The 16,706-nt window shown below is 69.4% G+C and carries 22 protein-coding genes and 1 pseudogene; 12 read left to right on the top strand and 11 right to left on the bottom strand.

Translation table 11 applies throughout. The features are described 5' to 3' along the window. Positions 1-145: 145 nt before the first annotated feature. The gene (locus ACQPZK_RS06070; protein ID WP_433537344.1) at positions 146-808 is read right to left on the bottom strand and encodes a GNAT family N-acetyltransferase; all 663 of its coding nucleotides are present in this window, start codon (positions 806-808) and stop codon (positions 146-148) included. A gap of 169 nt (positions 809-977) precedes the next feature. Here ACQPZK_RS06070 and ACQPZK_RS06065 point away from each other — a divergent pair, with 169 nt between their 5' ends. Beyond that, positions 978-1,163: a DNA repair protein gene (locus ACQPZK_RS06065; RefSeq protein ID WP_433537343.1), complete on the top strand. Its 186-nt coding sequence runs from the start codon at positions 978-980 to the stop codon at positions 1,161-1,163. Positions 1,164-1,299: 136 nt separating this feature from the next. Continuing rightward, complete coding sequence (locus tag ACQPZK_RS06060) at positions 1,300-1,818, top strand: hypothetical protein (protein WP_030331132.1); 519 nt, start codon at positions 1,300-1,302, stop codon at positions 1,816-1,818. 9 nt (positions 1,819-1,827) lie between these two features. Here the strand turns inward: ACQPZK_RS06060 and ACQPZK_RS06055 are convergent, their stop codons facing one another. Continuing rightward, a complete protein-coding gene (locus ACQPZK_RS06055) occupies positions 1,828-2,289 on the bottom strand; it encodes a hypothetical protein (protein ID WP_433537342.1) in 462 nt (153 codons plus the stop codon). A 188-nt stretch (positions 2,290-2,477) separates the two neighbouring features. Next, positions 2,478-3,230 carry a Clp protease N-terminal domain-containing protein gene (locus ACQPZK_RS06050; protein ID WP_433537341.1) on the bottom strand — a complete coding sequence of 251 codons (753 nt, stop codon included), beginning with the start codon at positions 3,228-3,230 and terminating at the stop codon, positions 2,478-2,480. Between the two features lie 134 nt (positions 3,231-3,364). Between ACQPZK_RS06050 and ACQPZK_RS06045 the strand changes: the two genes are divergently transcribed. Beyond that, positions 3,365-4,180 carry a DUF72 domain-containing protein gene (locus ACQPZK_RS06045; protein ID WP_433539121.1) on the top strand — a complete coding sequence of 272 codons (816 nt, stop codon included), beginning with the start codon at positions 3,365-3,367 and terminating at the stop codon, positions 4,178-4,180. A 10-nt stretch (positions 4,181-4,190) separates the two neighbouring features. On the opposite strand, the gene ACQPZK_RS06040 is transcribed toward ACQPZK_RS06045, so the two are convergent. Then, complete coding sequence (locus ACQPZK_RS06040) at positions 4,191-6,023, bottom strand: glycoside hydrolase family 15 protein (protein ID WP_433537340.1); 1,833 nt, start codon at positions 6,021-6,023, stop codon at positions 4,191-4,193. A gap of 141 nt (positions 6,024-6,164) precedes the next feature. Here ACQPZK_RS06040 and ACQPZK_RS06035 point away from each other — a divergent pair, with 141 nt between their 5' ends. Further along, positions 6,165-6,590 carry a VOC family protein gene (locus ACQPZK_RS06035; RefSeq protein ID WP_433537339.1) on the top strand — a complete coding sequence of 142 codons (426 nt, stop codon included), beginning with the start codon at positions 6,165-6,167 and terminating at the stop codon, positions 6,588-6,590. Here ACQPZK_RS06035 and ACQPZK_RS06030 read toward each other — a convergent pair. Further along, entirely contained in the window at positions 6,573-7,721 is a 1,149-nt protein-coding gene (locus ACQPZK_RS06030) for an FUSC family protein (protein WP_433537338.1), read from the bottom strand. The genes ACQPZK_RS06035 and ACQPZK_RS06030 overlap by 18 nt on opposite strands. 216 nt (positions 7,722-7,937) lie before the next feature. On the opposite strand from ACQPZK_RS06030, the gene ACQPZK_RS06025 reads away from it, so the two are divergent. Beyond that, a complete protein-coding gene (locus ACQPZK_RS06025) occupies positions 7,938-8,387 on the top strand; it encodes a hypothetical protein (RefSeq protein WP_433537337.1) in 450 nt (149 codons plus the stop codon). Positions 8,388-8,407: 20 nt separating this feature from the next. Here the strand turns inward: ACQPZK_RS06025 and ACQPZK_RS06020 are convergent, their stop codons facing one another. The 3 genes from ACQPZK_RS06020 to ACQPZK_RS06010 all read right to left on the bottom strand — a co-directional run bounded on the left by ACQPZK_RS06020 (position 8,408) and on the right by ACQPZK_RS06010 (position 10,065). Continuing rightward, positions 8,408-8,932, bottom strand: coding sequence for a kinase (locus ACQPZK_RS06020; protein ID WP_433539120.1), 525 nt, complete (start codon positions 8,930-8,932; stop codon positions 8,408-8,410). Positions 8,933-8,999: 67 nt separating this feature from the next. Beyond that, positions 9,000-9,350 carry a nuclear transport factor 2 family protein gene (locus ACQPZK_RS06015; protein ID WP_433537336.1) on the bottom strand — a complete coding sequence of 117 codons (351 nt, stop codon included), beginning with the start codon at positions 9,348-9,350 and terminating at the stop codon, positions 9,000-9,002. Between the two features lie 106 nt (positions 9,351-9,456). Next, a complete protein-coding gene (locus ACQPZK_RS06010) occupies positions 9,457-10,065 on the bottom strand; it encodes a CGNR zinc finger domain-containing protein (RefSeq protein ID WP_433537335.1) in 609 nt (202 codons plus the stop codon). A 51-nt stretch (positions 10,066-10,116) separates the two neighbouring features. Here ACQPZK_RS06010 and ACQPZK_RS06005 point away from each other — a divergent pair, with 51 nt between their 5' ends. Together ACQPZK_RS06005 and ACQPZK_RS06000 are read left to right on the top strand one after the other, a co-directional pair. After that, positions 10,117-10,842 carry an AzlC family ABC transporter permease gene (locus ACQPZK_RS06005; protein ID WP_433537334.1) on the top strand — a complete coding sequence of 242 codons (726 nt, stop codon included), beginning with the start codon at positions 10,117-10,119 and terminating at the stop codon, positions 10,840-10,842. Next, complete coding sequence (locus tag ACQPZK_RS06000; RefSeq protein ID WP_433537333.1) at positions 10,839-11,147, top strand: AzlD domain-containing protein; 309 nt, start codon at positions 10,839-10,841, stop codon at positions 11,145-11,147. The genes ACQPZK_RS06005 and ACQPZK_RS06000 overlap by 4 nt, the downstream gene beginning before the upstream one ends. A 398-nt stretch (positions 11,148-11,545) precedes the next feature. Here the strand turns inward: ACQPZK_RS06000 and ACQPZK_RS05995 are convergent, their stop codons facing one another. Then, complete coding sequence (locus ACQPZK_RS05995; protein WP_433537332.1) at positions 11,546-12,226, bottom strand: YdcF family protein; 681 nt, start codon at positions 12,224-12,226, stop codon at positions 11,546-11,548. A gap of 143 nt (positions 12,227-12,369) precedes the next feature. Next, complete coding sequence (locus ACQPZK_RS05990; protein ID WP_433537331.1) at positions 12,370-12,600, bottom strand: hypothetical protein; 231 nt, start codon at positions 12,598-12,600, stop codon at positions 12,370-12,372. Between the two features lie 60 nt (positions 12,601-12,660). On the opposite strand from ACQPZK_RS05990, the gene ACQPZK_RS05985 reads away from it, so the two are divergent. The 5 genes from ACQPZK_RS05985 (at position 12,661) to ACQPZK_RS05965 (ending at position 16,042) form a co-directional block, all read left to right on the top strand. Beyond that, complete coding sequence (locus ACQPZK_RS05985) at positions 12,661-12,846, top strand: hypothetical protein (protein WP_433537330.1); 186 nt, start codon at positions 12,661-12,663, stop codon at positions 12,844-12,846. A 22-nt stretch (positions 12,847-12,868) separates the two neighbouring features. After that, positions 12,869-13,210 carry a hypothetical protein gene (locus ACQPZK_RS05980; protein WP_433537329.1) on the top strand — a complete coding sequence of 114 codons (342 nt, stop codon included), beginning with the start codon at positions 12,869-12,871 and terminating at the stop codon, positions 13,208-13,210. Positions 13,211-14,319: 1,109 nt separating this feature from the next. Beyond that, complete coding sequence (locus ACQPZK_RS05975) at positions 14,320-14,718, top strand: hypothetical protein (protein ID WP_433537328.1); 399 nt, start codon at positions 14,320-14,322, stop codon at positions 14,716-14,718. 213 nt (positions 14,719-14,931) lie between these two features. Next, on the top strand, positions 14,932-15,684 hold the full coding sequence (locus tag ACQPZK_RS05970) for a DUF429 domain-containing protein (protein WP_433537327.1): 753 nt from the start codon (positions 14,932-14,934) through the stop codon (positions 15,682-15,684). A gap of 13 nt (positions 15,685-15,697) precedes the next feature. Next, positions 15,698-16,042: a DUF6361 family protein gene (locus ACQPZK_RS05965; RefSeq protein ID WP_433537326.1), complete on the top strand. Its 345-nt coding sequence runs from the start codon at positions 15,698-15,700 to the stop codon at positions 16,040-16,042. Positions 16,043-16,170: 128 nt separating this feature from the next. On the opposite strand, the pseudogene ACQPZK_RS05960 reads toward ACQPZK_RS05965, so the two are convergent. After that, positions 16,171-16,542, bottom strand: a pseudogene (locus tag ACQPZK_RS05960) (hypothetical protein); the annotation flags it as partial. Positions 16,543-16,706: the final 164 nt, after the last annotated feature.

Genomic DNA, 16,706 nt, shown 5'->3' with positions numbered 1-16,706 from the left:
GCAGCTTGCAGTTTCGATACGTAGCGTGATCGATATCGGGTCGGCGCGTCGGTGACGCGGCCGACCACCCGAGAACCGGGGCCTGGGGGCAGGTTGCGGACCGTGGATCCGGCCCGGGATCCACGGTCCGCGCACTGAATCCACCTCAGCGCGGATAGACCCCGTACGCCCGCCAACCCCGGTCCGGAAAGCCCGCCGCCTCCGCGACCCGGGCCGAGGCGTGGTTGTCCCTCTCGTGCAGGTACGTCGGCACCGCGCCCTCGTCGAGGACCCGCCGCGCCGCCTGCGCCACCAGCCGACGCGCGAGACCCCGACCGCGAGCCGCCGGCACCGTACCGACGGCCAACTCGTGCCCGAACGCGTCGTGGCGCTTGATGGCGGCGCCGGCCAGGTAGGCGCCGTCGGCATCGCGTACCACGAGCACCGGCCGGTCGAACAGCCGAAGCCAGGGCGGCAGCCCGGGCGTCGTCGGCGTGATCCACTCCCCCACGTCGGGCAGGGGCGCGGGCGAGAGAGTCCAGCGGAAGGGGCCGTCGTGCAGGCAGAAGGCGGGGTGTCCGACGGCCTCCGGCAGCGCCGCGAGCATCCGCTGCGGCGCTCGCTCGGCCAACGCCCGGATCGCGGCGACACGGTCCGGCGCGACGGAGAGCACCGCGCTCTGACCGGTGTCCACGGCGAGGGCCGGACGCAGTCGGCCGTCCCAGGCCGGCAGGGCCCGCCGATGCGAGGCGACGACGTGCAGCCCGGACGCGGCCGGCCACTGGCCGAGCCAGGAGGCGAGGTGCAGTTGCAGCCGCCGGTCGAGCATGCGCACCTCCCCGTCACCCCACACGTCGTGATCACCGTACGCCTGGGCGGCCCGACCGGGCGGGCCATCGCGAGCGTGGGACGCTGCCCGAGATCCGGGAATCAGCTCGCCACATCGACCGTCATAGGTATTTCCATACCTCGACACCTTTCTCTGCGACGGTATTCGCATGTCGATTCCGCCGAAGGACCGCTTCCACCAGCACCCCGCCCGACTCTGGCGCACGGAGGGGGCCGTCGCGGACGCTCCGACGCAGGCGCGGTACCGGGCGATCCGGGCGACGGGCGGGCTGCCCTGGGCGGCGCTGAACGAGTTGCCGGCCGGCTCCGGCCGACACGGCCTCAACCGGCGCTGAACGCACCGGCGCGGCACCGGCCGGGAACGGCGTCGGCGACGACACACCGCAGGAGGACCAGCGCCGGCTTTCGCACACCTGTCGGGTAATTTCTTCCAGGTCCGGCACCCGGCCTACGACAGGAGAAGCTCCGCGCATGGGCAAGAAGACGATCCACGTCTCCGACTTCACCGGAACCGTTCTGCAGCAGGACGACGAGGTGGTTCGTGTCGTCGTCCTGGAGCACCCGGACCTGGTCGCCGGGCCCGTGCAGCTCGACGCCACCCCGGGCGAGGTGGAGAACATCGACGACGCGGCGCTCGACGTGGCGGTGGTCGAGATCCACGACCGGCACGGCGGCGGCGAGCCTCGACGGGTCGTCCTCACGGCGAGCGAGTTCGACGCGATGGCCACCGACGTCCCGATGGCGCAGTTGTTGAAGACGGCCGAGCGGGTCCGCCCGCCCAAGGCCCGCAAGAGCGCCGAGAAGATCGACTACGGCACGCTGGAGCACGCCGGCAAGCCGCACCGGGGCCGCGTCACCGAGGAGGAGGCCCGACTGGTCCGCGAGCAGCTCGACGAGGTCAACAAGCGGCTCGCCGACGCGGGCGTACGCCAGATCGACCCGACCGATCCGGAGCACGCCCTGCGCTACGGCTTCCCCGACGTCTCCTGAGCGAGGGCGTCAGCAGGTCTTCTCCGCCCGCTTGCGGAAGGCGGTCTCGGTGACCGCCTTCCGCTTGCCGGCCGCCTCGCCGACCAGGACGTCTCCGGGCCCGAGCGCGGTCAGCTCGTTCAGCGTGAAGTGGACGGGGATGGCGTCGCGCTGCGTGCCGTAGGCAGCGGCCGAGTATTCGGCGGCGGGATCGAAGGCGACCAGCGTCTGCTCGTCGACCGTCCAACCCGACGGCAGTTCGAAGACGGTCACACTCGTCACCTCGGCGCCGCCTTCGCGGTCGATGGTCCAACTCGCGGCCGGCGTGGGCTCGATGGTGAAGACGCTGATCCGCTCCATTTCGAACACGGCGCACTCGGCGAACAGCAGCACCGGCCGACCGTCGACGGCCCGGACCGCCAGCACCTCCTTGTCCGCCGGGCTGCAGGCCGACATCCCGGCCAGGGCGGCGACCAGCACGAGGATGCCCACCGCCCCCCGATTGCCAGCTCTCCGGCAGGACATCCGTTCGTCGGCACGTCGCATTCCGGTGTCTCCCGTTCCGCCGGCCTGTCGCCCTTCGGCAACCCGAGGTTAGGCGAGGGGTCGGCGACGCGCGGTCCGGCGAGGACATGCACGACTTTTCCGCACTGTCGCGCGCCCCTTCGGTCCTGTTGCCGCTACCGGGCCTCGTCGTCGGCCGCGGACGCCTTGACGGCGGCCGCGAGGGCGGCGGACAGGTCCCCTTCGACGGACTCCTTGGTCAGGCCGAGGTTGGTGAGCACGCCGGCCCCGTCCTCCTGCTCCAGCAGGGCGAGCAGGATGTGCTCGGTGCCGATGTAGTTGTGCCCGAGGCGCAGCGCTTCCCGGAAGGTCAGCTCCAACGCCTTCTTGCCGGCGGCGTCGTAGGGGATCAGGTCGGGGACGTCGTCAGCCCTCGGCGGGAGGACGGCCGCGACGGCCTCGCGCACCGCCTCGGGAGTGGCGCCCCGACCGACCAACACCCGGGCGGCCAGCCCGTCGGGCTCCGCCAGCAGCCCGAGCACCAGGTGCGCGGGGCCGATCTCGGGATTCCCGGCGGCGCGGGCCTCCTCCTGTGAGGCCATGACCACGTTGCGGGCGCGCGGGGTGAACCTCCCGAAGCCGGCGTTCGGGTCGAGCGCCGCCGTGTCGGCGGACCCCTTCGCCACGAAGCGCTTCTGGGCGGCCTGCTTGCTGACCCCCATGCTGCGGCCGATGTCGGTCCAGGAGGCGCCCGAGCGCCGGGCCTGGTCGACGAAGTGCCCGATCAGGTGGTCGGCGACCTCACCGAGATGGTCGGCGGCGATCACCGCGTCGGTGAGCTGGTCGAGCGCGTCGGTGTGCGCCTTCTTGATCGCCTGGATCAGGTCGTCGAGCTTGACGGAGTTGCTCATCTGGAATGGCTCGGTCATGTCGTCAACCATAGGTTGACGGTCGCACCTCGTCAACCTGTGGTTGACGGTTTCGGGCGCACAGATGCCGGATATGGTGGGCGCGGCCGCACAGCTGAGGAGGGGCCGGCATGCGTCTGCACGTGGGATGCGCCATGTGGAGTCATCGGTCGTGGCCGGGGCACTCGCTGCCGTCCGGCGAGCGCCTACGGCACTACGCGAGCTGGTGCGACGCCGTGGAGGGCAACACCACCTTCTACGCGACCCCGACCAGGGACACCGTCGCATCCTGGGCGGCGCAGACCGAGGCCGACTTCCGGTTCGTCCTCAAGCTGCCCAAGGTGGTCACGCACGAACGTCGGCTCACCGACGCCGGCGAGCCGCTGCGCGCCTTCCTCGACGCGATCGAGCCGCTCGGCCCGCGCGTGCACGCCCTCTGGATCCAACTACCGGGTTCGTTCGCGCCGGCCGACGTACCCACGCTTGGCCGGTTCCTCGCGCAACTCCCGGGTGCGCACCGGTACGCCGTGGAGGTCCGCCATCCCGCGTTCTTCACCGAGCCCCGCGCGAGCCGGCTGCTTGAGGAGATCCTCACCGCAGCGTCGGCCGAGTGGATCCCCTTCGACACCACCGCGTTCTTCAACCGGCCGCCGACGAGCGACGCCGAGCGCGACGCCTGGATGAAGAAGCCCCGGGTGCCGCTGCGGTCCGTCGCACTGACCGACCGTCCGATCGTGCGTTACCTGGGCCGCGACGACGACACCCGGACCGTCGAGGGGTGGCAGCGTTGGGTCGAGGTCACCGCCGGCTGGCTGCGCGAGGGGCGCTCCCCCACCATGTTCGTCCACACGCCGGACAACGCCGACGCGCCGCGGCTCGCCCGCCGGTTCCACGACGAGGTACGCGCCCGCGTGCCGGCCCTCGACGCGCTGCCCGAGCCGGTGTCCGTCGAACCCCTGACTCTCTTCTGACCACCGGCGATCACGGCTGACGCTCGAGGAGCGCGTTCAGGTGGTGCGCCGTGCTGATCAGCGAGAGATGGCTGAATGCCTGCGGGAAGTTGCCGATCTGCTCCCCGGTGGGGGCGATCTCCTCCGAGTAGAGCCCCAGCGGCGTGCTGTACGTCAGCATCTTCTCGAACGTCAGCTGGGCGTCGTCGAGCCGCCCGGCCTGGGCGAGGGCCTGGACGTACCAGAAGGTGCACATGCTGAAAGTGCCCTCGGAGCCGGCGAGCCCGTCGGGTGAGGCCTTCGGGTCGTAGCGGTAGACGAGGCTGTCCGAGACCAGTTCGTTGTCCATCGCCCGCAACGTCGACAGCCACATCGGATCGCTCGGCGCGATGAAGCCGACACCGGGCATCGCGAGCAGCGAGGCGTCGGTGATGTCGGTGCGGTAGTGCTGCACGAACGCCTTCCGCCCCGGATGGAATCCCCGAGTCATGACCTGCTCGTAGATGGCGCTACGTTCGGCCGCCCAGCGGGTGGTGTCGGCGGGACGGCCCCGTGCCCGCGCGAGGCGGATGGCGCGGTCCAGCGCCAGCCAGCACATCATCCGCCCGTAGGTGAAGTCCTGCCTCCCGGAGCGCGTCTCCCAGATGCCGTCCTCGGGCTGGTCCCAGTGGTCGCAGAGCCAGTCCATCAGGCTGGCGGTCTTGCGCCACCCGTCGTACGACGCCATCAGCCCGCTCCGGTCGGCGAGGTGCAGCGAGTTGAGCGCCTCGCCGTAGATGTCCAGTTGCAACTGGCCCGCCGCGCCGTTGCCGATCCGTACCGGCGCCGAACGGCGGTAACCCTCCAGGTGACCCAACACCTCCTCGGGGAGGTCCGGCGAGCCGTCCACGCGGTACATGATCTGCAGCGGCACGTCGCCGTCGCCGGCCTCCTGGATGCGCGCTTCGAGCCAGGACAGATACTGCTGCGCCTCGTCGGTGAAACCGACGCTGAGCAGCGCGTGCACCGAGAACGAGGCATCCCGGATCCAGGTGTAGCGGTAGTCCCAGTTCCGTGGTCCGCCGATCTGCTCCGGCAGTCCCGCCGTCGGCGCGGCGACCAGGGCGCCCGTCGGGGCGTACGTCATGAGCTTGAGGGTCATCGCCGACCGGTCGACCATCTCCCGCCAGCGTCCCCGGTACGAGGAACGGCCGATCCACCGACGCCAGTAGTCGCGGGTCTCGGCGAGCAGTTCGCAGGCCTCCTCGGTGGTGAGGGCCCGGGGTGCGTGCGGGCAGGCCGTCTCCAGCACGACCCCGCCGATGTCACCGGCGTGCAGCTCGTTGCGGAAGCAGACACCCTCCGTGTCCCGCTGAATCGTCCGCCTGTCGACGAGGTGTTCCGCGTCCTTGAACGGGGTCAGGGTGAGGTTGAGGGTGGGGCTGCGGAAGACGTCGCCCTCCGGGTGCACCTCCAACTCGTACGGGTCCCGGCCGTAGTTGAACCGCGGCCGGCAGTCGAAGCGGAACGGCATCCGTCCCCGCACCATCCGGACCAGCCGGACCAGCCGGTGCCGGTCGGTGGCCTGCTCGCCCGTGACGGGCATGAAGTCGAGCAGTTCACCCACCCCGTCGGCGCTGTGGAACCGGGTGATCAGGATCGGCGTACCCGGTAGGTAGAGCTGTTTGCTCGAGTACTCGATGCCGTCCGGCGAGAGCTGGAAGTGGCCACCCCGGCGACGGTCCAGCAGGGCGGCGAAGACGCTCGGCGAGTCGAAGCGCGGCGCGCAGAACCAGTCGACCGTGCCGTCCTTGCTGATCAGCGCGGCGGTCTGGAGGTCACCGATCAGCCCATGCTCCTCCACACCCGGGTACGTCGTCTCCACGCTGACCCCCCTCGTCAGGCTGACGGCGGCGACTACCCGGGAAACCGCGCGCTACACGAACGCCGTCCCGACGGGCCGGGCGAGGGTGTCGGTGGGCGCCGCTAGCGTGAGCGCTGGACGACATCGACGGGAGGACACCCGATGAGCCTGCGCGGATTCGCCACCCTGAACATCTGGGCCGACGACGTGGCGGCTGCCACCGACTGGTACGCCCGGTTCCTGGGCCAGGAGGCGTACTTCTCGCGGCCCGGCCCCGACGGGCGTCCGGCCTACACCGAGTTCCGCCTCGGCGACTACCAGGCGGAGCTGGGCATCATCGACCGCCGGTACGCGCCCCCGGGCGCGACGAGCGGGCCCGGGGGCGCGGTCATGCACTGGCACGTCGACGACCTCGACGCCACCGTGGATCGGCTCCTGGCTCTGGGCGCCACGGAGTACCAGCCGATCACGCCCCACGGAGACGAGGGTTTCGTGACGGCGGCGGTGGTGGACCCCTTCGGTAACGTGCTGGGCGTCATGACCAACCCGCACTACCTCGACATCCTCGCGTCACTCCGGCCGCTCTGAGCCGGGCGTACCTGTTTCCGCCGCTCGGTCCTGACGGTTCCGATCCACCGCCCGCCGCACCAGCGCAGCCGCCTCTTGGGTCTCCAACCCGCTGGCGATCAGCAGATCGTGCGCGGCCGTCCGGAACTCCCCCACCGCGATCATCCCGGAATAACCGAGGTGATGGGTGTGCGGGCGGGTCGGATCTCGGACGACGCCCTGCGCGCGCCCGACCAGCTCGACGCCCGCCAGGATCTGGTCACGGCCCTCCCGTGGTTCCCGACCGACCTGGACCGCTCGGCGCAGCGTTGGCAGCGCGTCGGCCAGCAGGTCGATGGCCTGCGGAAACTCCTCGGGAATCGGCTCGTCGTCCTTCAGGGCTGTCGTCAGCCGCCGGCACAGTGATCGGCAACTGTGCAGGCTCCTTTCCAGGTGGCGGATCGCCGTCGTGTGGAAGTCCAGGGAGTCGCGCTCGCGCCACCGCAGGGGCGCCAGCCGCGTCACCTCCTGCGCGGCCCCGAGCCCGTCGTTCAGAGCGGCCAGGCGGGGATCGAGTTCCCGCAACCCGCGCAGGCTCCGCTCGGCGTCCCCCAGATTTCGCGTCCGCAGCGCCGTCGCCAGGTCATGCATGATGTCGGCCGCCGGCCCGACCACGGGCTCGGACAGCCGCAGCAGCGTCCGCTGCGGGTGAATGGGCACGAGCAGCAGACCGACAGCCAACCCCACCAGCCCGCCGACCGCCGCGTCCACGAACCGGGGAACGGACAGTTCGCGTACCGGTGGCTCGAGCGTGGCGATGAGGACCGCGGTGCCGCCGGCCTGGGTGAGCAGGGAACCACCACCCTTGAACAGGATGGCGACCAGGATCGCCAACACGACGACCACGCCGGTCTGCCAGGGTCCGATGCCGAAGAACGGCATCAGCGTGTCACCGACCGCCAGCCCCAGGGTCACACCGACCAGCAGCTCGATGGTGCGCCGCAGGCGCGACCCCATCGAGGCCGCCACGATGCCGACCGCCGTGGTCGGCGCCAGGACCGGGGAGGAATTGTCCAGGAATTGGTACGCCACGAACCAGGCGATCGTCGCGGCGATGCCGGCCTGCACCGCGAGCAGACCGAACAGGCGCAGCCGCCAGGCACGCGAACGCAACCCCTCGCGTGCCCGCGCCCGTACACGGTCGATCCGGGATTCGCGGTGGCGCAACGACTCGCCGGCAACCTCCGACCCCTGGTGGGCACACATCCGCGCCGCTTACCCGGCCAGCGAGAACCTATCCGGCGTAACCACGCCTGCTCCGAATCAACGGTTGTCGACGTCTGCTGTACTCGACAGCGAGGATTCCCTCGGCGAAGGAGGCTCCGTGCCATGTCCAGCTCCGAGTTCAGCCCCGACAGCCTGCGTACGCTGGTCCGCGCCGGCGCCTGGGTCGGCCGTGCCGACACCGAGAAGGCCGCCGTACACCTGTTGACCTTCACCAAGCTCCCGGACCAGCCCGGCTTCGCCGACCTGGTCGAGGTCGTACAGATCCCCGAGTACGACGACGGCCACGACATCCAGGTCGCGGTGATCCGCGACTGGCTGGCGCTGCTCGCGCTACCGGCGGTCGAGCAGCTGTCCGCCGACGACCAACGGCTGCTCGCCCTGGCCGGCAGCCTCGCCACCGGGCAACCCGTCGACCTGGCCGCCAACGCCGCCGTCAAGGGCCACGAGCACGCGGCGAAGGCCGCCGAGGCGATGGTTATCGCCGCCGGCTACCACATGAAGTACGAGGTCAAGGCGACCGAGCGACTCACCACGAGGTTCGCCAAGGCCTGAAAGGGCCCGGAGGGGCACCTTCACGAGTACGGCGTGCCGGACAGCAGGTCGTCGTCGCGTCCGGTCTGGGGTAGCCCGGCCGCAGCGGCGATGGCCTCGACGGCCTCGTCCAGTCCGCTCGTCTCGGGAAGGACGAGTTCGTCAGGCCAGCCCAGGACGTCGTGTGCGGCGTACCAGCCGCTCATCTGCTCGGCGGTGAACTCACTGACCTGCGGTCGGGTGAGGTGCCGACGCAGGGTCTCGGCCAGCGACACGTCCAGGTAGCAGAACAGCGACCGACCGCGGTGGCCGTCCCGCAGCGCGGTCAGCATGCCTCGGTAGCGACTGGTGTGCATGATGCCTTCCATGACCACGTGGTAGCCGTGGTTCAGCGTGAACCGCACGGTCTGCCCGATCAACGCCGGCGCTGCCCCGCCGGGCTTGTCCCGCTCGCGCAGCAGGATGCGGCGCAGGTAGTCCTGCTCGACGAGGGCGCAGCCCCGGCCGTGCCGGCGTCGTAGCTCGCGGGCGACGCTGCTCTTGCCCGAGCCGGAGTTGCCCCGGATGCAGACGAGGATCGTGTCCGGGCTGCCGATGGGCTCATCGATCACAATGCCTCCTCGGCTCCTTACGTCACTCGCGGATCTCCATCTCGGTCACCAGCCCTCTGTCGAAGCGGTACACATGCGTGACGGTGCGGTCGGCGAGTTTTGCTCCGGCCTTGTCGTGTACCACCTGATGAACGGTGACGGCAATACGGTCGTCGGGCTCCGTACTGAACGCGGTCGGCGTGACCGTGGGTTCGATCTGCCCCCACTGTCGATGCCAGTAGGCGCTCACCATCTCCTGCCCGTGGAGCACGCCTCCCTCCCAACCGTTCGGCCAGGAGACGTCCGGCGTCATGAAGGTCAGCAGCGTGGGGATGTCACGCTCGTTGAAGGCCGCGTAGAGCTTGGTGAGCAGGGCCTGTGTTGGCGAGTCCATCGCACCAGCATGGCCCGTGGCCGGGGCCTGCCGACACCTTCTTCGCTGTCAGCAGATCGACCTATCGGCGGCGGAAGGGCTCAGGCTCGGCGGCGGCCGCGACCGTTCAGCCGGTACGGCGCTGGCGCTGCACGTAGTTGCGTACTCGGGCGCGGTTGCCGCAGTCGAGCGGATCGCACCAGCGTCGGCTGCGGTTGCGGGTGCTGTCCAGGAACAGCCAGCCGCAGCCCTCGCCGTCGCACCGACGCAATCTGGACGGGTCGGGGTGATTTACCAGGTCGACGACCGACAGCGCCAGGTAGGACACGAGCGCCGGCACGGTCGTCGGGTCGACCACCGCTGCCAGCGGTAGCCGGGCCGGAAACGTCGCGACGCCGAGCGCCCGCCGCCAGGCGGTCGTGATCGAGGCGAGGTCGGCGGGGTCGGCGGGGTCGCCGTCGACCTGGGCGTCCACCACCCGGACCGTGGTGTCGCGCAGTCGCCGGACCGCTTCCAGCGCCCGGTCGGCCTCTGCGGGCCGGTCCACCAGGTCGTTCATCAGCGGGCCTCGATCGGCCTCGCCCACGACGGTGGCGAACCAGTTCACCAGGTCCGCCGGATCGGCGAGCCGGTCGATTCTCCGGGCGGCGTCGAGGCGCCAGGACATCGTGTTGCACAGGTCCAATGCGAGGTGGCCGCCGATCCGGCTCCACACGTACGCCCCCGCTTCCACCATGCCAACGACTCTACATGAGCTAAATAGCTTTAGAGCATGTATGGTCCGGCCATGACGCCTTCCATCAAGGGCGGCTGGCGTGCCGGGTTGAGAGTCGGTGCCGGCCTGGCGGCCGGTTCGTTCCTGCTGGCCGTGAGCTTCGGCGCGTACGCCGTCACACACGGCTGGCCGGCGGCCCTGACGATCGCCCTGTCGCTGCTGGTCTTCTCGGGCTCGGCGCAGTTCGCGCTGGTGACGGCGCTCGCCGGCGGCGGGCTGCCCGCCGCGTTGGCCTCCGCGGCACTGATCAACCTTCGGTTCGTACCCATGGCGGCGGCGACCGCGCGGCACCTGCGCGGCGGCCGATGGCGGCGAGCCGTCGAGGGGCAGGCAGTCGTCGACGGTTCCTGGGTCGCCGCCCAGCGACCCGACGGCGGGTTCGACCGGCGGGTACTCATCGGCGCCACCCTGGTGCAGTGGCCGGCCTGGGTCTGCGGCACCGCCATCGGCGCCCTGGCCGTCCCCGACACGTCGCTGATCCGCACCTGGGGGATCGACATCGTGTTTCCCGGCTTCTTCATCGTCCTGCTGGTCGACGCGCTCACCGGTCGACCTCGCCTGGTGCCGGTCGCCCTGGCGGCCGCGGCCGTCGCCGGTGCCGCGGCCCGGTTCCTGCCAGTCGGCGTGGCGCTGCTGCTGGCAGCAACCGCCGTGCTGCTCGCCCTGTTCGGGCAACGGAACGCCACGTCGCCCGCCGCGAGTACGCCCAGTAGCACGGCCGCGGAGCAGGTCGCATGACCACCATGCTCATCGCGATCGTCGCCCTCGCCGCGATCAACATCAGCTTCAAGGGGATCGGGCCGGCGGTACTGGGAGACCGCCTGTTCCCCGCCCCGGTCCAGACCGCCGTCGACGCCCTGCCCGTCGCGCTGCTGGCCGGCCTGCTCGTGGTCGACCTGCTCGGACAGTACTGGCAGGCATTCGACTGGACGCTGCTGCCGGGACTCGGCCTGGCGGTCGCGCTGCGCATCTCCGGCCGACCGCATCTGGTCTGCATCGTCGCAGCGGTCGCGGCGACCGCCGCACTACGTGTCGTGGCCTGATGTGACGGCCGACCATCTCCGAAAACGAGCCCCAGCCTGATGTGAACCACCAGGTCGAGGCCTTGATAGTTGGTTCCATAGGACGCCGAACCTATTCACGGCGATGTGCAACGCGCCATCGCCATCGGCGCCCCACTCGACACCAGCACGGTGCCCGTCGAGCGGCAGGTTCGCCACGCCATCGAAACCGCCCGAGCCCTCGCCCGATGGAGCCGCATCGACGACGCGCTCGCTGCGCTCCTAGACGCCGAGACCCTCGGGCCCGACCAGGTGCGCTACCACCAGCTCAGCCCGGGACCTCGTCCGGGACATCCTCACCCGCCCCGGCCACCACGACTGGCCGTCGAACTCAGCGACCGAATGGCGTCCGGACGGGAGGACGCCGCTTCTAGCTGGGCTCAGATCAACCGGCTCGTGTAGCCGGCCGCCACCAGGCGCTCGAAGGCCGCCCGCACCTCGTCCGGCATCTCCTGCGGGATCGCGAACCCGCGCTCGGCGTACACCTCGATCCGCTGCGTGTCGCCGACCAGCATGTCCACCACCCGCCGCGGGTCCCCCATGCTGCGCACGTAGTCGTTCAGTTCAAGTGGATTCGAGGCGCACACCACATCGACCTCCGGCCAGGTCAGCCTGCAGGTGGCGTAGGCCCGACGCTGTTGGTAGGGCCGCGACATGATCAGCACTGACTTCACCGAAATCGGGTGTTCGGTCAGGAGCTGACGCGAGTACCCCAGGTTCTGGGCGGTGTTCGTGGCACGCGGCTCCACGAGAATCGCTTCCCCGGGTACGCCCTGCTCGATGGCGTACTCGCGGTAGTGCACAGCTTCTCCACGCGGAAAACGCTCGACGGTCGTCGGGGCGTTCGCACCGGTGAACACGATCCTGGGGAACAGGCTCCCGTGAAACAAGCGCGTCGCGATGACAGCCACCCCGAGGTCATGACTGCCCAATCCGATCCCCACGTCGCACGGGCGCAACTCGTGACGCATGTCGTGGTAGCGCCACAGCGTCTCCACATCAGCCCGGATCGCGTCAGGGATCGCCTCAGCAGATGCCTCTGCATGCCGGTTCATCAGCACCTACCAGTTCAGTCCGCCCTGGGTTCCCTCATGCCGCCAGCGTAGGGGTAGCAGGGCACACGATGCCGCTGACTCCAGCACCAGGCCGCTGGCCTCCAAGGAACAGGAGGTTGGCGCCGGTCCGGGCATCGTGACGTGTGCGGTCAGGTTCCAAGCTCGACGAGGCGATGCCTGCCAGTTTCACCCCGGACCTGCCATACCGGCTCGTCCGGCCAGTGGCGATACAACACCTGCCGTGTGGTCGTGGCGACAACGTTCGGCAACGGCCCACGAAACAGGTCGGCCTGCAGTCGTTCCTCCCGCTCGGCGTCCTGCGCGATCAGCAGAACCGCCCCCACCGGCACCAGCCCGTCCGCACGCCGGTAGCCGGCCAACAGTCCACCAAGCCCTGACGCCGATCTGGACCGCACCAGTGGAACCGTACATACGATGCGATGGGCGACTCCTCTGGAAAGAACCAGAAACTCGACGAGTTGCTCGCGTCACTCGACCACCACCTCACCAAGGGCAACACCTTCACGGTCGTCGACATGACGGGCAATCCGATGGAGTGGCCGATCGCGATGGCGAAGAGAGCCGACGCGTCGGGGCGGAAGGACGTCATCCGCATCGGCTTCTGATGTTCCAGTTCTGTTACTCGGCATGGGGGTCCTGGTGTTGGCGGTGCTGTTCGACGACGACCTGGAGTGGTGGATCCAGGGCAGGGTGCTGTCGCACGTCATGAGGCTGGTCCCCGCCGACGCGGCCGGGGTCGACGAGTTCGACGAGTGGCTCAGCCCTGGCCGGGCAATGGGATACCTGGACATCACGAAGATCGCAGATCCGGAGGCCGCCAAGCGGCTCGTGCGTGCGCTGTCCGTGGGCGCCCGCAGGGCCCTGGAGGAGACGCAGGAGCAGGAGCCGACAGACGAGAAGATGGTCGAGTTCTACCGTGGCCTCTGCCAAACGGTGGACAAGGCGGTTCGGCTTCCTCGTTTCTCGTGAATGTCATCGCGTCACATGGTCGGTCGTACCCAAAAAGGCCCCGACCTGGTGTGGAACACCAGGTCAGGGCCTTGATCGTTGGTGCGCCGCCAGGGACTCGAACCCCGAACCCGCGGATTAAGAGCCCCGTCGATGCCGTGCTCATCGGTCCCGCACGACGCTGACAGTCCCACGGCCCCTACCAGTCCATTGCCTGTGGGCCGCGTGTACCACCGGATCCCCGTCGGTCCACGGCCCGCGAGCACCCGGCGAGCACCCCGCATACCGCCTACCGGACGACCATAAGCCAGCTGAGCGGAACCGGTGCTTGCCCGGCCACGCTACTCAAAGCGGTGGACGTAGAGGTCCTTGTGCGTCGCTCGTGTCCGTCGTACGGTGCAGGAGTCGGGACGCCGGTCTATCCGTCTCCCTTGCTTGCCGCTTCCTCTCGCGGAGCCCACATCACGGCGTGAACGCCGAGGGCTACAGACCGCTTGCGGCTCTACCCATCTGGTTGCTGAGGACGTTCCGCCTATCCGGATGGGCCGCCTGCCTCGCACGTTCCATACCAGTCGGGCCCCACGCTGCCGCACCCGTGGTCAGCGTCGCTCCCGCCGTGAGAGGAGTACCACCATGATCGCCGGATCCCACGGCGTCTCGCAGGATCCCGCCGGCGCCTTGCTGGCCGAGACGTTTCCGTACCAGCATGTTCTGCGCGCCGAAATTGCGGCGGATCTTTGCCGCTGTCCAGTTCTGCTGATCGACCCGCCGAACAAGTCGTTCTTCGGCCACGTTGTGGAACTCGCGTTTGGTCTGGCCTTGTGCGATCAGAGCCCGTACCTTCGCTTGCTCGACTGCCTCGACCACGACCTTGCGGCCCGATTGCTCACCATGGCCGGCTACGGGCCCACCAGCAACGCCGCCACGCCATACGACGTCTGGCGCCGTAGCGGCTCAGCGCTGCACCCAGCGCGCATCTTCACCGTGGCCAGTCGGCTCGCTCACGTCCGTAGCTTGCTCAACGACCTCGACCGTCATCGCTCAGACTCCGTAGATGTCGCGCAGCATCTCCTTGAGCAGTACCCGCGCCTCCTCAGCGGTGGTGTCGAGAAGACGTATCACACGAGCGTGTGTTCCGTACCGTCTGGGCCAGCTACTCCAGTGGCTTCCACAGCGCTTTCCGCTCCTACGGACCAGCGACCGCGCAGCTGCCCCTGCTCGACGGACGCCGCCACGCCGACTTCCTCCTTGGTACCACCGTGCTGGAGGTGAAGAGCGGTCGACTCGACGAAGACCGCTACCTTGACGAGCTGATCCGCCGGATCCTGACGTACGCCCTGCTCGCCCATCACGATGACCACCTCGTCACTCATATCGCCGTCTACGCCGTTCGATATCAGCGGCTGCTGCGATATCGCATCGATGAGCTGGCCAATCAGCTCGCCGGCACGCCCATCGATCTGACTGCAACCGGCGCCGCCCTGGCCGCCGCCATAAGGGCCCGGCCACGTCGAAGGCCAGCCGCCTGACCGCGAAAAGCGAACCGGTTGCACCGCAATCGGCCGCTCGACCCAGTGGACGAACAAGTATCGGTGGGCTGCGGAACGTCGCGCCGTGGACGACGCGGCCGCACCGCACCCAGCCCTGGCTCAGCGCATCGGATCCCGGATACAGCTGAACGTCAGCTAACGACCGTCGGTCGAGCCATGTCTTACCGAGCTAACGACACCTAGAGTGGTGCGGTGCTGACCCTCGGCGTCGACCTCGCAGCGGCGAACAAGCGTACGGCGATGGCCGCGGTCGAATGGCTGCCGGACCGTGCCATAGTGCGGGACCTGGTCCTCGACGTCAGCGACACCCGCATCGTCGAGGCCAGCGAGCACGCTGACAAGGTCGGACTGGACTGCCCCCTCGGCTGGCCGGAGCCTTTCGTCGCGCTCGTGCAGGCTCATCGAATCGGCCACGTCGATGCCGATGCCGATGGTGCCCAGTGGCGGCGTCACCTGGCTTACCGGCTGACGGACGAGGTGGTCCGCGGGGAGACCAGCATCATCCCGCTCAGTGTGGCCGCGGACCGCATCGCTCACGCCGCCTTCCGTTGCGTCGGATTGCTGGCGATGTTCGCTGCCGCCGGACACGACGTCGACCGTTGCGGCGGCGGCAGGATCGTGGAGGTGTACCCGGCGGCGGCCCTGTGCCGCTGGGGATTGGCGTACCGCGGTTACAAGGGCCGGGGTCAGCACGTGCAGCATGCCGATCTGGTTACTGCGCTTCGCGAGGCCGCGCCCTGGCTGGAGTTGGGCGCGTTCGAGGGGCTGTGTCGGCGCAGCCATGACGCATTCGACTCGGTGATCGCTGCCTTGAACGCGCGCGCCGCAGCGATCGGCAAGGCAGTCCAGCCGAGCGACGAGCAACGGACGGCCGCACGTGTCGAGGGCTGGATCGCTCTGCCCACCGGTCCGCTCAGCGACCTCCTCGATGGTGCAGAAGGATGAGCGGAGGGTATTGATGGCCTCGGGATTGAGCTGGCTGGACAGTTCCCGCGACGACCAGAACCGGATGCGTGAGCTGCTCAAGCTGTTCAGCGACGCGGAGAGCCGGGACGAGTTGGGCGTCGGCCAGGTCCGCGACGCGTTCAGTGACCTGCTGTTTCCCGGGACCTCGGTGCTGCAGACCCGGGCGCGGTACCTGCTGATCGTGCCGTGGTGTTATCAGGAGGCGCAGCGGCGTGGGCTGCGCGGTGAGCGCCTCGCCGCGCAGGTCGACGGCAACGAGCGGAAGGTGATCGCTGCGCTGCTACGCGGGGACGACACCGAGGGTGTGATCGGCACGACCGGGTCGTCGCGCCGATAGCCAGCAAGGACACCGCCGAGGCCGGCAGTTGACTGCTCACCTTCGGCGATGGCATCACCGACCGGACCGGGATCGACGTGCACCAGGAACCGCACGCACCGGCCGTCCTCCAGCCATACCCCGTACCCGTCGGCGCGCAGATACGTCAGATCCCGCTCCCGCAGCCACACCGACGTGTCCATCGTCGTCAACCACTGGAACAGCCCACACCGGCCAGGATCCTGCCGTGACACCGCGAGCAGCGGCAGGAACAGCAGGTAGTGCGCCGCACCCCACTGCCGCTGCCCCAGATGCAACGGCACCGGCCGACCCGAGGCGACGAGATCCCGGCCGAGCAGCTCGGCCCCCTTCCCGATGACCCGATACCACCAGGCATGGGCTCGATCCTCCGCCGACCGTTCCCGGCTGACCAACCCGGCGGCGTGCAGCCACGCAAGCTCCCGGTGCGCGGTCAACCTGGGCACCCCCAGCACCACGGCGACGTCACTCGTGGTGGCCACACCATGCAACGCCAGGAACGACAGGATCCGCCACGGTCGAGGCGTCACCTGAGCACCGTCGGCCACTCATCGATGGTCCCCTACCCATCGGCAGCCGGCCATCCCAATCGAAGCCTTGGGCACCACGGTGGAGCTCCCACACCCTCAAAACAGGGCTTGTGAGA

It is taken from the genome of Micromonospora sp. CA-249363, from assembly GCF_050950185.1.
Classification (GTDB): domain Bacteria; phylum Actinomycetota; class Actinomycetes; order Mycobacteriales; family Micromonosporaceae; genus Micromonospora.
Note: the sequence above shows the minus strand (reverse complement) of the source record. Positions and strands in the feature narration are given on the sequence as shown.